This is a genomic window from Candidatus Cryosericum terrychapinii, assembly GCF_003570925.1.
GTDB lineage: Bacteria > Caldisericota > Caldisericia > Cryosericales > Cryosericaceae > Cryosericum > Cryosericum terrychapinii.
Window position 1 is genome coordinate 92,091 of record NZ_QXIS01000033.1, and the last position, 17,091, is coordinate 109,181.

Annotated in this window: 20 protein-coding genes, 1 tRNA gene and 1 pseudogene; 13 read left to right on the top strand and 9 right to left on the bottom strand. The window is 56.4% G+C overall.

Translation table 11 applies throughout. From position 1 onward, the window contains the following. Nucleotides 1–473: 473 nt before the first annotated feature. The 3 genes from SMC7_RS06090 to SMC7_RS06100 all read left to right on the top strand — a co-directional run bounded on the left by SMC7_RS06090 (nt 474) and on the right by SMC7_RS06100 (nt 2,036). Nucleotides 474–899 (top strand): EVE domain-containing protein, encoded by a 426-nt coding sequence (locus tag SMC7_RS06090; RefSeq protein ID WP_119089466.1) that lies wholly within the window; start codon nt 474–476, stop codon nt 897–899. Nucleotides 900–1,281: 382 nt separating this feature from the next. Beyond that, nucleotides 1,282–1,692, top strand: a complete 411-nt coding sequence (locus SMC7_RS06095) for a hypothetical protein (protein ID WP_119089467.1) — start codon at nt 1,282–1,284, stop codon at nt 1,690–1,692. A gap of 86 nt (nt 1,693–1,778) precedes the next feature. Next, nucleotides 1,779–2,036 carry a WG repeat-containing protein gene (locus tag SMC7_RS06100; protein ID WP_165845194.1) on the top strand — a complete coding sequence of 86 codons (258 nt, stop codon included), beginning with the start codon at nt 1,779–1,781 and terminating at the stop codon, nt 2,034–2,036. A 117-nt stretch (nt 2,037–2,153) separates the two neighbouring features. Here SMC7_RS06100 and SMC7_RS06105 read toward each other — a convergent pair whose 3' ends face one another. Further along, nucleotides 2,154–2,594, bottom strand: coding sequence for a hypothetical protein (locus SMC7_RS06105; RefSeq protein ID WP_165845195.1), 441 nt, complete (start codon nt 2,592–2,594; stop codon nt 2,154–2,156). A 1,253-nt stretch (nt 2,595–3,847) separates the two neighbouring features. Between SMC7_RS06105 and SMC7_RS06110 the strand changes: the two genes are divergently transcribed. From SMC7_RS06110 to SMC7_RS06130, 5 genes are all read left to right on the top strand, one after another. Next, nucleotides 3,848–4,585: a hypothetical protein gene (locus tag SMC7_RS06110; protein WP_119089470.1), complete on the top strand. Its 738-nt coding sequence runs from the start codon at nt 3,848–3,850 to the stop codon at nt 4,583–4,585. A 114-nt stretch (nt 4,586–4,699) separates the two neighbouring features. Continuing rightward, the gene (locus SMC7_RS06115; protein WP_119089471.1) at nt 4,700–4,897 is read left to right on the top strand and encodes a hypothetical protein; all 198 of its coding nucleotides are present in this window, start codon (nt 4,700–4,702) and stop codon (nt 4,895–4,897) included. A gap of 9 nt (nt 4,898–4,906) precedes the next feature. Then, nucleotides 4,907–5,281 (top strand): hypothetical protein, encoded by a 375-nt coding sequence (locus tag SMC7_RS06120; protein WP_119089472.1) that lies wholly within the window; start codon nt 4,907–4,909, stop codon nt 5,279–5,281. Nucleotides 5,282–5,374: 93 nt separating this feature from the next. Next, on the top strand, nt 5,375–5,710 hold the full coding sequence (locus SMC7_RS06125; protein WP_126850749.1) for a hypothetical protein: 336 nt from the start codon (nt 5,375–5,377) through the stop codon (nt 5,708–5,710). Continuing rightward, entirely contained in the window at nt 5,707–6,084 is a 378-nt protein-coding gene (locus SMC7_RS06130) for a hypothetical protein (RefSeq protein WP_119089474.1), read from the top strand. The genes SMC7_RS06125 and SMC7_RS06130 overlap by 4 nt, the downstream gene beginning before the upstream one ends. Nucleotides 6,085–6,239: 155 nt before the next feature. Here the strand turns inward: SMC7_RS06130 and SMC7_RS06135 are convergent, their stop codons facing one another. Genes SMC7_RS06135 through SMC7_RS06155 form a run of 5 tightly spaced genes read right to left on the bottom strand, consistent with a single transcriptional unit; the run spans nt 6,240 to nt 8,890 of the window. Further along, nucleotides 6,240–6,536: a hypothetical protein gene (locus SMC7_RS06135; protein WP_119089475.1), complete on the bottom strand. Its 297-nt coding sequence runs from the start codon at nt 6,534–6,536 to the stop codon at nt 6,240–6,242. Between the two features lie 35 nt (nt 6,537–6,571). Further along, entirely contained in the window at nt 6,572–7,024 is a 453-nt protein-coding gene (locus tag SMC7_RS06140) for a hypothetical protein (RefSeq protein ID WP_119089476.1), read from the bottom strand. Between the two features lie 36 nt (nt 7,025–7,060). Next, nucleotides 7,061–7,477: a hypothetical protein gene (locus tag SMC7_RS06145; RefSeq protein ID WP_119089477.1), complete on the bottom strand. Its 417-nt coding sequence runs from the start codon at nt 7,475–7,477 to the stop codon at nt 7,061–7,063. Nucleotides 7,478–7,504: 27 nt separating this feature from the next. Beyond that, nucleotides 7,505–8,002, bottom strand: coding sequence for a hypothetical protein (locus SMC7_RS06150; protein ID WP_119089478.1), 498 nt, complete (start codon nt 8,000–8,002; stop codon nt 7,505–7,507). Between the two features lie 36 nt (nt 8,003–8,038). Then, nucleotides 8,039–8,890 carry a hypothetical protein gene (locus SMC7_RS06155; RefSeq protein WP_119089479.1) on the bottom strand — a complete coding sequence of 284 codons (852 nt, stop codon included), beginning with the start codon at nt 8,888–8,890 and terminating at the stop codon, nt 8,039–8,041. Between the two features lie 1,553 nt (nt 8,891–10,443). Here SMC7_RS06155 and SMC7_RS06160 point away from each other — a divergent pair. From SMC7_RS06160 to SMC7_RS07640, 4 genes and pseudogenes are all read left to right on the top strand, one after another. Further along, nucleotides 10,444–11,355, top strand: a complete 912-nt coding sequence (locus tag SMC7_RS06160) for a helix-turn-helix domain-containing protein (RefSeq protein ID WP_119089480.1) — start codon at nt 10,444–10,446, stop codon at nt 11,353–11,355. Beyond that, nucleotides 11,352–12,716: a replicative DNA helicase gene (locus tag SMC7_RS06165; RefSeq protein ID WP_165845196.1), complete on the top strand. Its 1,365-nt coding sequence runs from the start codon at nt 11,352–11,354 to the stop codon at nt 12,714–12,716. The genes SMC7_RS06160 and SMC7_RS06165 overlap by 4 nt, the downstream gene beginning before the upstream one ends. After that, the gene (locus SMC7_RS06170) at nt 12,703–12,933 is read left to right on the top strand and encodes a hypothetical protein (protein WP_119089482.1); all 231 of its coding nucleotides are present in this window, start codon (nt 12,703–12,705) and stop codon (nt 12,931–12,933) included. Before SMC7_RS06165 ends, SMC7_RS06170 begins: the two co-directional genes overlap by 14 nt. A gap of 523 nt (nt 12,934–13,456) precedes the next feature. Further along, nucleotides 13,457–13,915, top strand: a pseudogene (locus SMC7_RS07640) (recombinase family protein); the annotation flags it as partial. A 522-nt stretch (nt 13,916–14,437) separates the two neighbouring features. Here SMC7_RS07640 and SMC7_RS06185 read toward each other — a convergent pair. Beyond that, nucleotides 14,438–14,821, bottom strand: a complete 384-nt coding sequence (locus tag SMC7_RS06185; protein WP_119089484.1) for a hypothetical protein — start codon at nt 14,819–14,821, stop codon at nt 14,438–14,440. Between the two features lie 82 nt (nt 14,822–14,903). After that, a tRNA-Ala gene (locus tag SMC7_RS06190) sits at nt 14,904–14,979 on the bottom strand. A gap of 129 nt (nt 14,980–15,108) precedes the next feature. On the opposite strand from SMC7_RS06190, the gene dtd reads away from it, so the two are divergent. Then, nucleotides 15,109–15,570 (top strand): D-aminoacyl-tRNA deacylase, encoded by a 462-nt coding sequence (dtd, locus tag SMC7_RS06195; RefSeq protein WP_119089485.1) that lies wholly within the window; start codon nt 15,109–15,111, stop codon nt 15,568–15,570. Nucleotides 15,571–15,645: 75 nt separating this feature from the next. Here dtd and SMC7_RS06200 read toward each other — a convergent pair whose 3' ends face one another. Further along, nucleotides 15,646–17,085 (bottom strand): aspartate aminotransferase family protein, encoded by a 1,440-nt coding sequence (locus SMC7_RS06200; protein ID WP_207798737.1) that lies wholly within the window; start codon nt 17,083–17,085, stop codon nt 15,646–15,648. Nucleotides 17,086–17,091: the final 6 nt, after the last annotated feature.

The window sequence follows — 17,091 nt, forward strand, 5'->3', positions numbered from 1 at the left end:
CACAGATTTCTCAACACTGTCTCGTTTAATCTCGTTTCTAACCCAAGCCCTACCTACTCTGGTGGAATAGTTACAAAAGTGATGGACTGTCCGTGGATGCAAGGCGTGACGTCGGGTATACGGTGGGGCCGGACCGGAAAGCCAAGCGGTGATGACGTAGGATCGCAGCGCACACGTCCGGGAGGTGACATTTCCCGGTCTGCATGCATAGCAGGGCGGCCTCTCGCATGGGCTGCCCTTGTTTCTTCGCTGGTACTGTCCCGGGAGATGTCGCGCCCGCTTCTAAGGGAGTGCCAATTGATGAGATCAGCACCCAGAGGTATGCTGATATGGTGAAGGGTCTCCTTGAAGGGGCCCGGACTGCACACCCATAAAGACAGGGAAAGGGTTCGGAGGCTGACAGACACGCGGATTCGTTGCGCCCATCCTATCCTAGCGGAGCAGGAGACTAGGCCGTCACAAGGAGGCATGACATGGCAACTTGGCTATTTCAAGGGAATCCGAAGTTATGGGATATGAACAAAGACCTTGAGCAGCACAGGAAGACTGCGTGGGACGTTCGACAGCGCAGCCTCCTTGGGCAGATGCACGTTGGTGACTCCGTCTACCTTTGGAGATCAGAGGGAGGAAGGACGGGAACCGGAGGCGTGGTAGCTCATGGAGTTCTGACAAGTGAGCCACGTTCACGCATCGGATATGACTATCCGTGGGTCCGGCTAGTTCTTGACGACGTGCGTCTCACCGAGGAAATCGGAGCCCTTCCGAGAACAATACTCGTGCTGGATGCAGTGCTGGCGAAATTGGGCGTCATTGTCATAGCTCGGCGCACGAACTATCGCCTCACCAGCGAGCAGGCACGCACTCTCGACCAGCTCTGGCTCGCTCGCAGGCAATACTGATCTGACCCGAGGCGCACCTTCTGCTCTGCTCACCAATCTATGAGGAAGGAGGTCTCTCACAGGGACCGCTTAGTTCTATGTCCAGCGGAGAATCGGGCGCTATGCCTACGCGAAGACTGAAACGAAACGCCAGCAGGAAGCGATCCTGCACTAACGGCGGACACCTCGGGAAACGAAGAAGCCCGTCTCTAGGGCGACAAATTGAGTCGCCACATATGCCATTTGGTCAGCACATCTGCAACTGCGTTGCAGCATATGTGGGTTCGGCGAGACACTCCTCAGCCGGCCCGTCCGGCTATATGCAATTCACAATTGATGCTACAGTAGTTCTCAGACATGGGGGAACCGAAGCTTTTTGGACACAGTCGTCGAGGGAGGCAACATGACACGTAAACGCAGCAATCAGGAATACGCAGACATAGTTCTGCGTATTCTCTACACAAAAGACATTGGAGTGAGGGTGCGCGGGATGGATGATCTCCTGCGACTCGCAAAGTCCAAACTTGACAATGCCGACGAACGTACGCTCATGAATATCGTGGGGTCTTCTGAGGGCCTGTTGGGACAAGGGCTTGTTGATTGTAAGACCCTCGAGGGGAATGGAACTGGAATCGTCGCCATCAGAAACATCGAACTGACAAACGCTGGCCGAGAATACGTCAGCCGGAACTTGCCATCGTCCAAGATGCATGCACTGTTAGGGTGGGTGACAACCAATATTCTCGGAGCCTCAATTAGCACAGCAGTTGGAATGCTGGTCGGATGGTTCCTCAGAGGGTTGATTAGGCCGTAGGCGCCTACTCTCAAGAACTTGGCAGCGTGCGTTTGTCGCGTGGTAAGCAAGAATACGATGGCCGTACCAGCAGGTTGCCGGACACAGTGATAACTGCTCTCTACTATTGGGCCCATTCCTTCAGTAAGGGTCTGGCGCTTGTTGAACTCAACGGGAAATGGGGTTATATCGACACCAAAGGGGCCCTCGTCATACCGGGTGTCTATGACAAAGTGTGTGGCTTCTCGGAGGGTTTTGCGTCGGTCAAACTCAATGGCCGATATGGTCGTATCGACACGAAAGGGAACGAGGCGCCGATGTCCGGATCCAGGGCAGAATACTATCTTAGGGAAGGAATGGAGTAGCAGTTGGGACCCAGTGCTGAAATCAAAGCCGCTTCCTCGTTGTGACCAAGGCGGCCCTCAGATTCGTTCGTTGCGCAAGTGCCATTTCCTGGAACGGTTTGCTAGCCGTGTTCTTCCTTAGAATTCTCCTTTATCGTGAGCATCTTTTGGGGATCGGCCTATTCTGGCTAACAAGTAGTCAATGCTCGTGCCGAAGGTCTCCTCGCACGAACGATAGTAGCGTTCAGTGATCCGCTTCCTGGGCATATCCTGCACATAGCGGGCAGGATGAACAAGATTCCTTAACTCTCGAACCACAACCGCATAATCGCCAATGCCTGCTTTCTTGCTGCTCCATTGTTCGCCGTAAGTGAGTCCTGATGGCAACCATTCCATTTTGCGGGCAATGTCCACGAGGTCAAATAACCCCCAGTCGACGACGGCAAGCTGCTTCTTATGACTTCGCGGTATAAGCTCAACCGGGATATCATCATAATAGCAGTCGCATATTGCCAGCAAGGCGCCTTCCAAAGCAGCGCCGATCATCATGCAGGCAGCAAGGTGCACCGGCAGTGGCACATTTCTCGGCTTGCCTCTTGTAGACTCCTACAACCCGCAGCAGTTCGTTATACTGGTCATCCGGCATGACGAGCTCGGATGGTTGCGTGCCTTCAGTCAAAGGCTGGGGTTTAGGGTCCAGTTCGTTAGGTCCTTCCATAGGTCATGCCTCCCCCAGCATTGACTCTTCCTCTCCCTAAACTCGGGAGAGTGTGGCTTGGATCTTCTTCTCGAAGCGAGTGATCAGTTCATGGTTAGCCGCGACCAGCGACTAACCGGAACGGCTCGAGCCATCATATCGAACTCTGTGCCAGGATTGCGAAACAGTCAGCCCCACGTACGTGCACTCATCGTCTTGTCAGATAAGTTTTCTTACGTAGGAGAGCTTGTACTACCGCGGCAACCGGTACCGTATCGTCAGCGTGGCTCCATTCCCTTTCGGTGGCTCGGCGACGAGGATATCACCACTCTGCATGGCTTGTCTCATGACGCTGCAGCAGATCGGCATGCGATGATTTGGCCCCGGATATCCTCCTACCCTCCGGTGTAGGTCACCAGACGTCATGTCGACGTACCCACCTCGAGAAGAAGAAAAGATGCTGTAGAGCTCACTTCGAAAGTCGTCTGCATTTGGCATATGCTCCCCCAGAGATTGACATGAGACGTATCTACTTCACATGCTAGCTACCTTGGCCTCATCGTCAAGCAAGAGTGGGGTCAATTCCAGGGAGTCTTCTGAAACGGCACTGCACTTTGGCCGTAAGTGAGCGATTCTAGCCCCATAGCGGAGATCTCAACGTATCTCGTGCATGGCAACAGGGTACGACATCAGAATTGACCTGAAATCGACACAGGACATCGAAGACCCGCTCTCTCCAAGGAAGTGCGCAGCTCTCCAGAGTGGTCTTGACAGGTCAGTTGACTGTCCTATTCTGTAATTGTACGACGCGGTGATTTATTAAGGCTACTTGCATCCGCGGGTTCTACAAATGTGCTAAACGCCGGGACAGGAGTTGATGTTCTGACCTTGCTTTGGCGCGCAAGGTTTTTTGCTTTTCCTGGACTGCACTGCAGTCCGGCGGCGATTTATGGCAACTTGCAGCCGCCTCACCAACCTGCTAAAAATGCCGTGGCTCCCTTGCCACGTCTTTGCGGCAGGGGAGCCGTTTTCGGTTCTCCTGGTGAGACTCGCTGCACCTGATGACACAAGGAGGCAGTGACATGCACCAAGAACCGAGATTCTCCGCGACGTCCACGAACCAAGGTAGTGCGGCATGATCTCCCCGGACACGTCTGTCGTTCTGCCGGGACCATGGCCACATCCGCCGGTGTTCCCGTATCTGGTAACAAGGCTTGTGGCAGCACTGTACCATGTGATGGTTCTGCCGACCATCGGCGAGGAAGCTCTGCTCGCCGTCGCTATCTCCCAAGCATTGGCCAACGAGCTGGATACCTGTCTCGTCCTGGGGCCTGACCGTTGTATCTACCTTACAAATGGTCAGTGCCGCCTTTCGAGCAGCATCCCCACCGACGGGATACTCATGACGGGAAGTCTCAAGCCTTCACGTCGCGTCAGTGCCTGGATGCCAACAGATGCAACGTATCCCGCACGGGTGGCCATCCTAGCCGAATCCATCAGCAGCCATCCCGTCTCAGGTGCCATCATGGGCGACCTCACGAAGGGTGGGAGGCAGGCAACTGCCGAGGACCTTACGAGACTCGGTGGTCTCGATGCAGGTGCTCCAGGGGTTCCAAACGGGCTGGTGCTGTGCCCAGTCTGTCACGAGTATCACGGTGAGTGTCTGGATCCCAGTCCGGTCTTCCAGGGACGCGAGATGACCGTGCACTGCCTCTGTGACAACGGGAACAGGTGTGCACGGTGTGGTGGTCGCCTGTCCGAGCGCAAGCTCAACGCCAACTACTACAAGCCGGCGGATGGCAACATCTGGCACGTACCCGGCTTCGCAGCTCTCGGTCACCAATGTGTCCCTGGGGACGCCATGGTGTCCTAAATGAGAGCCGCCAAGAGGACCGGAGCCTGCTGGGCGGCCATGGCACGTGTGCTACTGGGATGATGCCGTTGAATCGGATGATTAGCGTCAGAGAAGACAAGGAGGCCACGAGACATGAGAAGATGGATACTGGAGCGCATCCTATCGAACATGTACGACATTGAGGCCGTCATTGGCTACCGCCTTGCTCCGGATTGCCCCTACATCATCATTGCGACGTTTACCGATCGGAGAGATGCGGACGTCTTCATGGCCGCCGCGGACAGAAGTATGGAGATCGGTACCTACACGCTTCTCAACATTGAGGACTAGGAGGTCCCTATGGATAGCAGCGCAAAACGTAACGCGGCTTCAGATGACCTGGGTGAGCTGTTCGAGCGGACGGTTGGCGACCCTGCCGAGATGGGGTTCATCAAGGCCATCGACCGGAAGTCGTTGACGTTCAACTATGCGGACGTCGTGACCGATGAACCCAGGGTGGCGAAGATCACCCCGGCCGACGTCATCGACTACTACTGGAACTACCGGGGGAGCCATGGGTTCGAGGCCAGTGTCCGTTACCTCGGGTCCAAGATGCTCGGGGACTGGCGCCCCATCGATGAACTCGCGAGCATGTGTCTGGAATGGTTCAAGGTCTCCTGCCGGTCTGAAATGGAACACGCTGCAGCCAAGCACGGCATGACACTCATCTCCTAAGGAGGCGGAATCATGGGAGACCGTATCTCGATTCAATTCCAAACTGGCCAAGAGCGTAGCGTGACTTTGTTCTCACACTGGGGTGGGGAGACGATGCCCAGATACGTCCGTCAGTTCGATGCAGAAGTGCTCAAGAAGTGCAGGGGAGACAGCTATCCCCTGGACTGTATGGAACCGAACACCGTTATGGTTGCCTTCATTGCTTGGCTGTTTCGTGGCGCGGAGAACGACGAAGTCCCGACTCATGGTTACTACCTCGGGAAGGATAGAAGCGACGGCGACAATAGCGACAACGGCAACTACGTCTATGCGTGCGTTCCGGACAAGGGCATCATAGCCATAACGATCGAAACAGAAGACTGGGCCACGCATGTTTGGACCGCAGAAGATGCACCCGAAGCCATGGACACAAGAAGGGGGATCACATGACTGAAGAAGGAAAGCTATACATCCCTATGAACAGCTCGGCTAAGCTGATGGTTGAAGGCGAGGAAGAGAGGATCGAGCATCAGAAACGCCTGGATCTCATCGAGCTCGAGATCAACAAGATTCAGACTCTTCCCGCAGGGTACTGGCCTGACGAGTGGCGGAAGCATCTGGGCAGACTCTCGACCTGTGGTGCTGCGCTTCTCCACCTGATGGTCGACGAGGAGCAAGCACACGCGTTCGACAAGCGTGCCTACGAGGCTGTCGATGCCATCGAGGAGGTATTCCGGGACATTGAGACAGCCACGTTCACGATAACCAAGGCTCCCCCGGCGAAGGACGATGTGGCCGCCGAACGGCACAGGTTCTCGTCGTAGAAAGAACTGGTACGGGCGCTATCGTCCGTTCGGTTACCAAGGAGTCGTATGTCGCCTGTTCACCTTGATCGCTAGGGAAACCGTGCCTGCCAGGACTACTTCAGCTTCACGAGGGCAGGGATGGTGTAGCTCTGTCCGAAGAACGAATAGGGGGCCTAGAAGGAAGGATACATGGCATCCAGGATAACGAACAGGACTAACAGAGCTGTCGTCAGGAAGGCGAATAGCCAGAGGACGCGGTGCCGGCCCTTGCCGAGAAAAGCGCCGAGTGCCACCAGTCCGCTGCCGATTACAGGAAGAAGGAGCATGGCGAGTACGAGTACGCTGGTGACCCCACCATATCGCCAGTTGTAGCCATGGAGGGCGTACCCGAAAAGCAAGACAGGCATGCTTGTCATCACGACAAGCCCCATGATGCTCAGGATACGTGACCACAACATGCGCTTGTTCATGGAACCGCCTCCTGGGAGAACTGTCACTCCCGCTCTTACGTTGCCTCGACGTTCTCCTTGGGGACAGGCGGTCTGCGGAACGACTCGACAATGACAAGCACAGCGCCTACAAGACTCATGATAAGACCGATGGGATATGTCAACGCGACAAATACCCACCATGGAGCGGCGTCAACATAGAAGTTGAGCGCAAGGAAAACGGTGGTCAGACCGCACACTGTCAGCCCAAGAGCCCCATACAGGAGTTTGCGGTGGTGGCTCTTGCCCAGAAGAGCCCCGAGTGCTGCCAACCCGCTGCCAGCAAGAATGGAGACATAAAAAATGATGGAAATGAGCGACTCCAAGAGTGACTGGTTCGGTGCCACCTCAACCGGTGGCAGCTTTCCGCCCCCCCACATCCCTAGGCCGACGAACGTGACAATGTCGATTGGCATCATGGCAAGCCCGATGACGCACAGGATACGTGACCACAACATGCGCTTGTTCATGGAACCACTTCCCAGGAGAAACGGTCGCTCCCACCCTTAGGTTGCATCGACGTTGTCTTTGGGGATGAGCGGTTTACGGAAGGACTCGACGAGAACCAGCCCAGCGCCCACAAGACTCATGATCGCACCGATGGGATATGCATACACGGCAACTCCCCACGATGCGGCAGCGGGAGCTTCAACATTGGCACCCACAAGGAACAGTGCAATTATGCCGCACAGTGTCAGCACAGAAGCACAGTACATGAATCTGCGGTAGCGGCTGTTGCCGAGGAAAGCGCCGAGGGCCACCAGTCCGCTTCCGAGTCCAGGAAGGAAGGAACCCGCGAGCAAGAGTGCGGTGGCAAACCAACCGGATACGCGGAACGTGAGATTGGCGAGTACAACCTCGATTGGTATCATGGCGAGCTCGACGATGCAAAGGATACGTGACCACACCATGCGCTTGTTCATGGAACTGCCTCCCGGGAGAGCCCTCTTCTAGGTTTCCCCGACACTGTCTTTGGGGGTACGTGGTCTGCGGCAGGGCTCGACGATGACAACCAGAGCGCCCACAAGACTCATGATCCCACCGATGGGATATGCGTACGTGACAAATGCCCACCGTGGGTTGGGCCCGTTGATTGACTCAGTCAATAGGCCGAGGTAGACGAAGAAGCCTACGATCAGACCGCATGCTGTCAGCACGAGAGCCGCATAGAGCAACTTGCGGTAGCGGCTGTTGCCGAGAAAGGCGCCCAGTGCCACGAGCGCGCTTCCAGGAAGAGTGAGCCCGGTGAGCAACAGCCAACGAGGAGATCTGGGGTCGAACACGCCAGTGAAGACGTCCATGGCAGTCCCGATTGCGAGCGCGCCGGGCAACAAATCATGATAGTATCCGGTGCTCAGGGTATCGACGACGTACACGATAGCCCCGCCCGCCATCATGACAAACCCGACGACACACAGGATACGTGACCACAACATGCGCTTGTTCATGGAACCACCTCCTGGTAGAAACGGTCGTTCCCGCACCTATACTGTCCCGACACCATCCTGGGAGACAGGCGCTCTGCGGAAGGACTCGATGAGGACAAGCACAGCGCCCACACAACTCATGATCAAACCGATGGGATATGTGAAGCAGAAGACTTCCCACCATGGAGCGGCCAGATAAGTGTACTTGTCCATGAGGACGAGCGTGGTGGTCAGACCGCACGCGGTAAGCGCAAGAGCAACATACAGGAATCTGCGGTAGCGGCTCTTGACGAGATAGGCGCCGAGTGCGGCCAGTCCGCTTCCAGCAAGCATGATGGCGCCAATGAGAGCACAAGGAATCAGGTTCCACCCATCCTGCCGCCACACCTTCTGAAGCGGCAATAGAAGCCAACCGATCACATACGGGAATACGGGGTAGTCACTCTTGACGAGATAGGCGCCGAGTGCCATCATGGCAGGCCCGACGAAGGTCACCGTGCGTGACCACCATCTCCGCGTGTTCATCGGAACGTCCTCCGCATAGAGGAACTCAAAGAGGACGAGCGCGGCACCGGCGAGACTCGCCCCCACGCCGATAGTCCAGACCAGATGCAAGGGACGCGCTGGAAACACAGGCTCGGCCGCAGAAATCTCTGGCCACCAAGAATACCTGTCCTCCAAGACCCAAAGCGCAATCCGCGCCGACAGCCCGATGGCTCCAACTCCAAGCGCACCGAGCACGAGTGCTCGGTGCCGGGTCTTGCCGAGAAAGGCACTGAGTGCCACGAGTCCGATTCCAGACAACACGTACAGCACAGACAAGCCCTCTCCGGGCTCAATGATACCTAGTAGAATCGCAACGATGCCGGGGAGCACCAGGATACGTGACCAGGATCTGCGCTCATTCATGGAACCACCTCCTCCGCAGACAAGTACGCGACTCCTCGGGCTAATGACTCGGGACTACATCACAGAACCTTGAGCTGCATATACCCGCCTGCCGCATCAGCACGGCCACATTCGACCAATCGGTCCCCGGACCACCGGCGAGAGAGTGACGCACTACTTACTACCAAGAGTAGTCACGATCCGCAGAAATGCCAATAGAAATGGGATGTGAGCATACGGGCACTTCATGTAGTCGGCACCATGATGGAAATGCCCTGCTGATAGTACAGAGACTGTGTGTGCAGCACGTCTGCGGTTGGGTCACCCGCAAGGGCCCCGTATGTCACTCCAGATAAGAGACGGACCCCAGCAAGACACGAGGATCTCCTCGGCTAGTTGAAGACCGACCCTTTCGGGACTTCTGTGCTCCACGTCGACCAGGTAGATGTGCCCGCCGTCGAGATTCCCGGAGTCTATGGAGCAGCAAGGAAGAAGGGGGTTCTCTGACGCGATTTGCAGGGGGAGTCGTATCGTACGGCATGCCTCCCGAGACTGCGAATCTGACCGTCCATTTGACCTGCTTTGCCTATGCTTCTCATGGAACGAGCTCGTCTCTGGCCTGAGGATGCTCCGATCGGTCCAGGTTTACTCGGTGAGGGGAAACCCAAAGAGGAAGAAGGAGACGTAGGAGGGGAAACCTTAAGGAAGAGGAAGGTGCAGAGGATCCCAGAAGATATGGGATGGGATCAGGGTACTCGTCTGTACTGGTCTGAGCTTTCCTGCTGTTGGGCTCCAGCACCCGCAGGGCGACCGAGTGCTCTGCTCCGGATTGACCAGGTGGTCAATGTGAGTCGGTCCGCCCCACTGGTTGTTTCCAAGGATCATAGCACGGTCCAGTCATTCTTCTCGTTGAGGATCGACTTCTCTCTAGTCGACATCTTCGCAGAAACAAGTTATCCACAGGCCTTTGCAGAGTGCGCTTGTGATCGGGGTCGTAGCTTGCCACGTTCGAAAACTACCGTTTGCGGAGGATGAAACGAGAGGCAATCGTCAGCAATCATCAGCATGTGCCGGTTTCGCCCATGTTCGCTTCTCTCGCTCATCTCGATTGTTAAGTGATTGCATGTCCATGCCAAGGCAGGAAGCGTCGACTTTGTAGTGCATTCCCTAACATATGCAGCATGCATAAACGGCATGCATAAACAGCGGCTCTGGGGGCATGCGAGGCTGAGCACGCACTTGACATCTCTGTGCTTGACAGAAAAGTACTTGACATCCACGTACTTGACCTCTACGAGTATGACCCCTACGTACTGGACATCAATCCGATAGGCCTGACAATAGGCTCATGAAGATAACATTGAAGTCGAAGGTCAGCACGCTCGAGGGGTACAGCTACGGCGAACGCGAAGCCGGGAGTACCCTCAGAAACACTCTGCCGCCGCCACGAGCGAAGACTAAGACTTCACGTCCCGGAGACCACCCGCATAGCCATTCTGCATCTGGTGTCCCCCTCGTCGATCCCGGCACGACGAGTAGAATACGGAAATGAGCTCGTCCCTGAGAGGGCCGTCATGAGGGTCGAGGCTCCGTTCGTCCAGGTTCCCTTCTCGCTCTTCCGCGGTGAAACAAAACTCAATGGGACTGCAAAGATCGTCTGGATTGCCCTAGCGACCCGTGCCAATGAAGAGGGGCTGTCCTATCCATCCATGAAGACCCTGTCAGTGGATGCTGGAGTTCCTGAGCGGACTGTTTACAGGGCGCTCGACATCCTTAAGAAGAGCGGATGGCTCAAGATGACGGGACGCAATGGCAGGCCGTCTCTTTACCGTCTGATTGTCCCCCATGTCCCTCATTGGCTCAAGAGTGGGGACGTTTTCATGCCTTTACAGAACGCAGCCTCTATGCCGTCTTCAAGTACTACCCCTGTCATAGTGGCAGAGGTAGACCGTCAAAGTGGCATCCATACTGATTCTACGGTATCACCCCTGCCACCCAGGCAGGCCACTCCTGCCACAGTGGCAGACAATCCATATCCAGTATCTATATCCAATAAGACCAATCGAGGGATTTCTGGAAAAGGGAATGAACCCAAGCAAAGACAAACCGCAGACTTTGCAGCTTCATTCGATTATGTCGAAGGCCGGTTCGTCCTGGGCGCAGACGCCCGCCGGAAACTGGAAGAAGACCATCCGAACGTCGACCTCAATGCGACCCTGAAGCAGATTGAAGCCCGGGTCCTTGGCAATAAGAGAGCGCAGCCTATCAAGAACGTCCTGGCCTACCTGGAGACGTGTCTGTCGAAGCCCGGAGGCTGTGTCATAAAGAAGGGTGCGCTCGTTACCTTGAATGATGGCAGTTCCCTGCGCGTGAAGACGTACACCACCGATGAGCTGGAACAGGTCGAGCAGAGGGAAAAGACCCGGGAGACGAGGCCCCTCAGCAAGGCCGAGGAAGAGGTGCTGTCGAAATGGAGGAACCGATGAGCGACGACGCGCAGGTCGAAGTCAAAGTTCCATACGACGAACGTGCCGAGACAGCCTTACTAGGGGACTGCCTGAGCGACGACAAAAAGAGTTCCTGCTATCTTCAGACGAAGACTGAGATTGCAGCCGACGACTTCTATCTGACGGAACATGTCGACATTGCCCGTGCGATCGAGGCCGTTGTCAGCTCCGGGAAACGAGCGGACCCTGTCACGGTTGGCGCGGAATTGACGAAGCAGGGCAAACTCGACTCAGTTGGAGGATATGCCTATCTCCAGAAGCTTATCGACCTCCACTATACGGACGCCGACAGCGGAACCTATGCCGATATCATCAAGGACATGGCGCGGAGGCGTAGCATTGCTCGAGCTACCCGAGATGTCTACGAACAGAGCTTCAACCTGGCTATTCCGCTCTCTTCTCTGCGCGAAGCCCTGTCTCAGGTTCTGGTCGACGGGAGTGAGACGAGAAGCCGGAAGATGTTCGACTCGTGCCAGGAAGAACTGACTCGAGTGGTGGACAGGGAAAAGCTAAAAGAGGAGCGGGAGTCCTCGCCAAGATCACGGATCAAGGCTCTCGACGAGATCATCGACAGGTTCCGTCCTGAGAGACTGGGGATCCTTGCAGGTGCGCCCAGTACTGGCAAGTCTTCCCTTGCTGGCTGGATTGTGCTCAAGAATGCTGCCTCCGATCGGCACATTCCCTGCGGGTTCGTTTCCCTCGAGATGCCGGAGGGAGAGGTGCTGCAAAGGCTGGTCGCCGGGGAAGCTGGAGTCGAGAACGGGGAGATCGACCGTCCGAACGTGAGCGATCAGACACTGAAGGCATACCAGACAGCACTCAACACGCTCTCCAGCCTCCCTGTCTATATTGTCGACTCAACTAGGTGCCAGGCCACAGAGGACGAGGTCCTGAACATGGTCCAGCTGATGGCGGTCGTCGACGGCTGCAAGTTGATCGTCGTCGACTATCTCCAGCTGATTCACTCGACAAAGGGAAACGTGACCAGAGCAGAGGAGCTTTCCCGTCTCGCAGCCCGTCTGAAGACGACGGCTGTGCGCCTGGGTGTCTACATCCTCGCGGTGTCCCAGGTCTCCCGGGAGGCTGTCAAGCAAGGGAACGCGTTGACGATGCAGGACCTCAAAGACTCGAGCGGACTCGAGCAGGCAGCGGACGACATCATCCTCCTGTCAGAAGCGGACGGATCGACGGACGAGCGGGGAATCCTGCTTTGCATCGTCGACAAGCATCGCTCCGGGAAGAGGGGCCGCTGTGGGGTCGAGTTCGACAAACAGCATCAGACATGGAGTTCGACGGGTGGCGCGCCCGCTCTCGAGGAGGGAAAGCATGACCGGGCATAGAGCCTATGGCTGGGAAGCCTTGAAGTCGGAATACATTACGAGTGGAGACGACATGACGCTCTTGTCCCTGGCTGCAAAGGCTGGAGTCTCCCTGAAACTTCTCTCCCGTCGAGCGGAAGTGGAGAACTGGGAATGGGTACAGGCCCGCTATCGTCAGTGCATGGGCTGTGTTCAAGAGACCGACATCCCGGAACGCAGGAGCGCCCGCCGTGTTTGACGTTCTGTGGACTAGGACCAGACGAAGGCCACTTCATTGCGAGGGTGAAGGTCAGCCATGAATCGGCAGCTCAAGTCCGAACTTAGCGAAGGCCTTACTGAGTTTCTGCTGGCCGTGATTGTCCAGGAAAGCAGACGAAGTGCGAGTGTCGTAGGGTTGGTGTGTGGAAGCGACGGCCAAGATACACCTGTCATGCAGGGAGTGGAACCCATCTCTACGGAAATCTGTATGGAGAGGCGATCGGTCGATGCAACCAAGTCTTAGCATGATCACGAATCAGGCGAGTCATCGTCTGAAGTGACTCAGGAAGACATATGATGATGCGGGTGTGCTCTGGCGAAGATGGACGACGAGGCGTTAGCGGGTTTGTCACCCTGTACGTTATGTTTGTCCAGACGGGCATAGGTCTTGCACTAGTGTGGAATGCCAGATATCCTTGTTTAGAAGAAGTGTGGTCTGTTCCACGTGATGACGCAAGGAGCGACTTCGCATGAGTTCACAATCGACTGAATGGGCTTCCACAATGCATGCTAAAGAGACTGATAGCATACGATGCGCGATCTACACGCGGGTCAGTACTGCAGAACAGGCCAGCGACGGTGTGTCGTTGGAGATGCAGAGGAACCATGCGGAAGCGTTCGCTGTAGCCAAAGACTGGCCTGTATACCAGTGCTATGAAGACGCCGGCTGGTCCGGCGGCAAGATTGAGAGACCTGCGCTCAACCGAATGATGAAGGATGCCGAAGCGGGCAGATTCTCTGTCGTCCTCGTCTACAAGGTTGACAGGCTCTCAAGAGTAGTGCCTCACTTGTTCGCACTCTGTGACAGACTGGAGGCCCACAATGTGGGATTCGTCTCTGTCACACAACCCTTCGATACCACGACTGTAGCGGGGAAGATGATGTTTGGAATGCTGGCCGTTATCGCTGGATTTGAGCGGGGTCAGATCATCGAGCGAACGGTGGACGCTGAGGCGCGAATGAAGGAACTGGGCACCTTGGTCTGCGGACCGGCTCCATTCGGCTTCAAGCACGAAGACAAGAAGCTACTGTATGACCCTGAGACTCTCCCGGTTGCGAAGGAGATCCTGCGCCGTTCGGGATCCGGTGAGCCTGAACGGAAGGTTGCACATAGCCTAGGGTTGACGCGCGACCAGGTACGCTCGGTGCTGCACAACTCACTGTTTGCCGGGAAGATTGCCTATGACAAGCGCGGCAAGAACGGTACGCGAGTTGGATACAACAAGTGGACCTACGTGGACTACGCTGGCATTGAACCGATTCTCGAATTCGATGACTGGCTTCGTCTGCAGCAGGAACTTGCCCTTCGCTCTGATAGAAGTGAAGGGTCAACGCTGCCCCTCTTCGGTAGGATGATCTACTGCACGAAGTGCAAACATCTCCTGAGCGCTCACGGGAGCTCGAAGCGCAACAAGACCGAGTATGCGTGCCAGAGCGCTGGAAACGGGCAGAAGGCCTGTGGAGCTCAGTTGCTGGAACACAACCTACTTCCGGTGTTTGTCAGCAAGCTCAGCGAGGAGCTGTGCCACTTCGTGCCCAAGTTCGATGGTGCCGACCGGCTGGTCGAGATCGATAGGAAGATCGCCAAGTACGACAGAGACATAACTCAGCTCGAGGGAAGACTTGCCATTCCAGAGGTTTCCGTTGAGAAGGTGAGGGAGCGCATTGCTGTGCTTAGGACGTTGAAGCATGAAGCACTGCAGGAACGGGCGGAAATCGGGAAGGAAAAGGCGCAGTTGGAAGAGGTGAAGAATGTGCTGGCGAATTTCGAGCCATTCTTTCTCAGCCTTGACCGTGCAAGCCAGCTGGAAGTGGTGCATCGATTTGCGAGACGCATCGATCTGGGAGTTACTAACATAGTTATCCACTGGAGATTCTCGGAAAATGAGTGCAAGGTGCCTCGTCTGGAAGTCAGTCCCAGAGCGAGAAAAGCAGGTGTAAGGGGTCGAGTGGTGGAGATAGGGGGGCTCGAACCCCCGACCTCCTGCATGCCATGCAGGCGCTCTCCCAGCTGAGCTATATCCCCACGTCTTGGAAACGAACAGTCAAAGTATATCGGGAAGGTCCGGAGTGTCAACCGCAGAAATTGCCATTCGCGTTGCTGGCTGGTCGTGCTACCATGAGTCTGTAACCGAAGACGACTGAGAGGTGAGACATGCGGGCAGTGGTGCAACGAGTGAGCAGTGCGTCGGTCACCGTGGACGGCAAAGACGTTGGGCATATTGGAGCAGGGTTGCTCGTGCTGCTGGGTGTGGCTCCCGACGATGGCCCTGACGACACGGCATTCATGGTGCGCAAGTTAAGTGGCCTGCGAATCTTCGCAGACGCAGACGGTCTGATGAACCGCTCGGTGTCAGACATCAAGGGATCCTTTCTCGTCGTCAGCCAGTTCACGCTCTATGGAGACGCGACTCGTGGGAACAGGCCCAGCTTCACGGGTGCTGCTCCGGGAGCGTATGCAGATGAGGTCTATCAGGACGTATGCAAAGGACTGCGGAACCAGGGATTCGACGTGCAAAACGGAGTCTTCGGGGCGCACATGGAGGTCAGGCTGGTGAACGACGGTCCGGTCACCATCATCATCGAGACGGACAGCCGCAAGAAGCGAGTGGAGTAACGCGGACAGCTTCGTAAACGAGAAGCCGGGGGCAATCGCCCCGGCTTCAATCAATGTTGGTACAGACCTGACGAACTAGCGCGACGCGTTGGCGCGAGCGACAGCCGTCTCCATGACCGCGAAGGCTTCTTCCAGCTGCTCGTCGGTGATCTCAAGCGAGACGAGCATGCGAATGCAGTTGCCATAGATGCCTGAGCCAGCGACAAGAACGCCGTTGTGCAGGCTTTCCTTGATGATCTGGCCGTTCAACTGAGTCGCGGGTTCCCGCGTCGTGCGGTCCTTGACGAACTCAAGGGCCTGCATGGCGCCCATGCCACGGACATCGCCAATGATCTCGTACTTCTCCTTCCAGGCATCCCAGTGACTGCGAATGAGCTTGCCAAGGGCAACAGCGCGGTCGAGCAGATGCTCGTCCTCGATGATGTCGATGACTTCGCTGGCCGCACGGCATGCAACAGGATTGCCGACGTACGTGCCACCGATGCTGCTGCCTGGCAGCTTGTCCATGATGTCTTTCCGGGCGATGACTGCTGACAGCGGCATACCGGCTGCCAGGGATTTGGCTGAGCAGATGATGTCCGGGACAACGTTCCAGTTCTCGATGGAGAAGAACTTGCCGGTACGGCCCACACCGGCCTGGATTTCATCGACGACGAGAAGGATGCCGTACTTCTCGGAGACCTCGCGCAGCATCTCGAGGAAACCATCAGTCGGGACGCGGAATCCACCCTCACCCTGAACGGGTTCGACGACGAAGCATGCGACCGTCGAAGGGTCAACGTAGGTCATCAGCAGCTTTTCCCACTCGTCAATCCTGATGGACGGATGATAGGGGGTGACGAATGGCATGCGATAGACGTCCGGCGCGAAGGGGCCAAACCCATCCTTGTAGGGCTTCGCCTTATGCGTCATGGTCATCGTGAGGAGCGTGCGTCCGTGGAATGCACGGTCGAACACGACGACGCCGGTCCGGCCGGTGACATGGCGGGAAATCTTGACGGCGTTCTCGATGGCCTCGGCGCCATTGTTGAACAGAGCTACCGACTTCTCGAAGTCGCCAGGAGCGAGTCTGGCAAGCTTCTCGCAAACGGTGAGGTACGGCTCGTATGGGACTGACGTGAAGTCCGTGTGCAGGAAGTGATCCGCCTGATCCTTGATGGCCGCGATAACACGAGGATGCGAGTGGCCCACCGCCATGCAGCCCCAGCCGCCGGTAAGGTCGATAAAGGTGTTGCCGTCGACGTCGGTTACCAGTGCTCCATGTCCTTCAGCGATCCAGGCGGGCGACAGAGCGTCGCACATTGGTGCCGCAACGACCCTGGCCTCCCTCTTGGCAAGCTCGATGGATTTCGGTCCAGGGATTGCCGTCTTGAGTGATATGAACGTTCCCATGAGAACCTCCCTTTCCTCCTCGACGAAAACGGCTTCATGCTTCGCGTTCTCGGGTACTCTCAGGATATGGAGGCGGCGACCCTTGTCAACGAAGTCCGTACCGATGTCCGGTCTTGGACCCATTTCTGA

What these genes read in the sequence shown, in the direction of transcription:
- SMC7_RS06090 (WP_119089466.1), top strand. Translation starts at nt 474, where the DNA reads ATGGCAACTTGGCTATTTCAAGGGAATCCGAAGTTATGGGATATGAAC.
- SMC7_RS06095 (WP_119089467.1), top strand. Translation starts at nt 1,282, where the DNA reads ATGACACGTAAACGCAGCAATCAGGAATACGCAGACATAGTTCTGCGT.
- SMC7_RS06110 (WP_119089470.1), top strand. Translation starts at nt 3,848, where the DNA reads ATGATCTCCCCGGACACGTCTGTCGTTCTGCCGGGACCATGGCCACAT.
- SMC7_RS06115 (WP_119089471.1), top strand. Translation starts at nt 4,700, where the DNA reads ATGAGAAGATGGATACTGGAGCGCATCCTATCGAACATGTACGACATT.
- SMC7_RS06120 (WP_119089472.1), top strand. Translation starts at nt 4,907, where the DNA reads ATGGATAGCAGCGCAAAACGTAACGCGGCTTCAGATGACCTGGGTGAG.
- SMC7_RS06125 (WP_126850749.1), top strand. Translation starts at nt 5,375, where the DNA reads ATGCCCAGATACGTCCGTCAGTTCGATGCAGAAGTGCTCAAGAAGTGC.
- SMC7_RS06130 (WP_119089474.1), top strand. Translation starts at nt 5,707, where the DNA reads ATGACTGAAGAAGGAAAGCTATACATCCCTATGAACAGCTCGGCTAAG.
- SMC7_RS06135 (WP_119089475.1), bottom strand. Translation starts at nt 6,536, where the DNA reads ATGAACAAGCGCATGTTGTGGTCACGTATCCTGAGCATCATGGGGCTT.
- SMC7_RS06140 (WP_119089476.1), bottom strand. Translation starts at nt 7,024, where the DNA reads ATGAACAAGCGCATGTTGTGGTCACGTATCCTGTGCGTCATCGGGCTT.
- SMC7_RS06145 (WP_119089477.1), bottom strand. Translation starts at nt 7,477, where the DNA reads ATGAACAAGCGCATGGTGTGGTCACGTATCCTTTGCATCGTCGAGCTC.
- SMC7_RS06150 (WP_119089478.1), bottom strand. Translation starts at nt 8,002, where the DNA reads ATGAACAAGCGCATGTTGTGGTCACGTATCCTGTGTGTCGTCGGGTTT.
- SMC7_RS06155 (WP_119089479.1), bottom strand. Translation starts at nt 8,890, where the DNA reads ATGAATGAGCGCAGATCCTGGTCACGTATCCTGGTGCTCCCCGGCATC.
- SMC7_RS06160 (WP_119089480.1), top strand. Translation starts at nt 10,444, where the DNA reads ATGAGGGTCGAGGCTCCGTTCGTCCAGGTTCCCTTCTCGCTCTTCCGC.
- SMC7_RS06165 (WP_165845196.1), top strand. Translation starts at nt 11,352, where the DNA reads ATGAGCGACGACGCGCAGGTCGAAGTCAAAGTTCCATACGACGAACGT.
- SMC7_RS06170 (WP_119089482.1), top strand. Translation starts at nt 12,703, where the DNA reads ATGACCGGGCATAGAGCCTATGGCTGGGAAGCCTTGAAGTCGGAATAC.
- dtd (WP_119089485.1), top strand. Translation starts at nt 15,109, where the DNA reads ATGCGGGCAGTGGTGCAACGAGTGAGCAGTGCGTCGGTCACCGTGGAC.
- SMC7_RS06200 (WP_207798737.1), bottom strand. Translation starts at nt 17,085, where the DNA reads ATGGGTCCAAGACCGGACATCGGTACGGACTTCGTTGACAAGGGTCGC.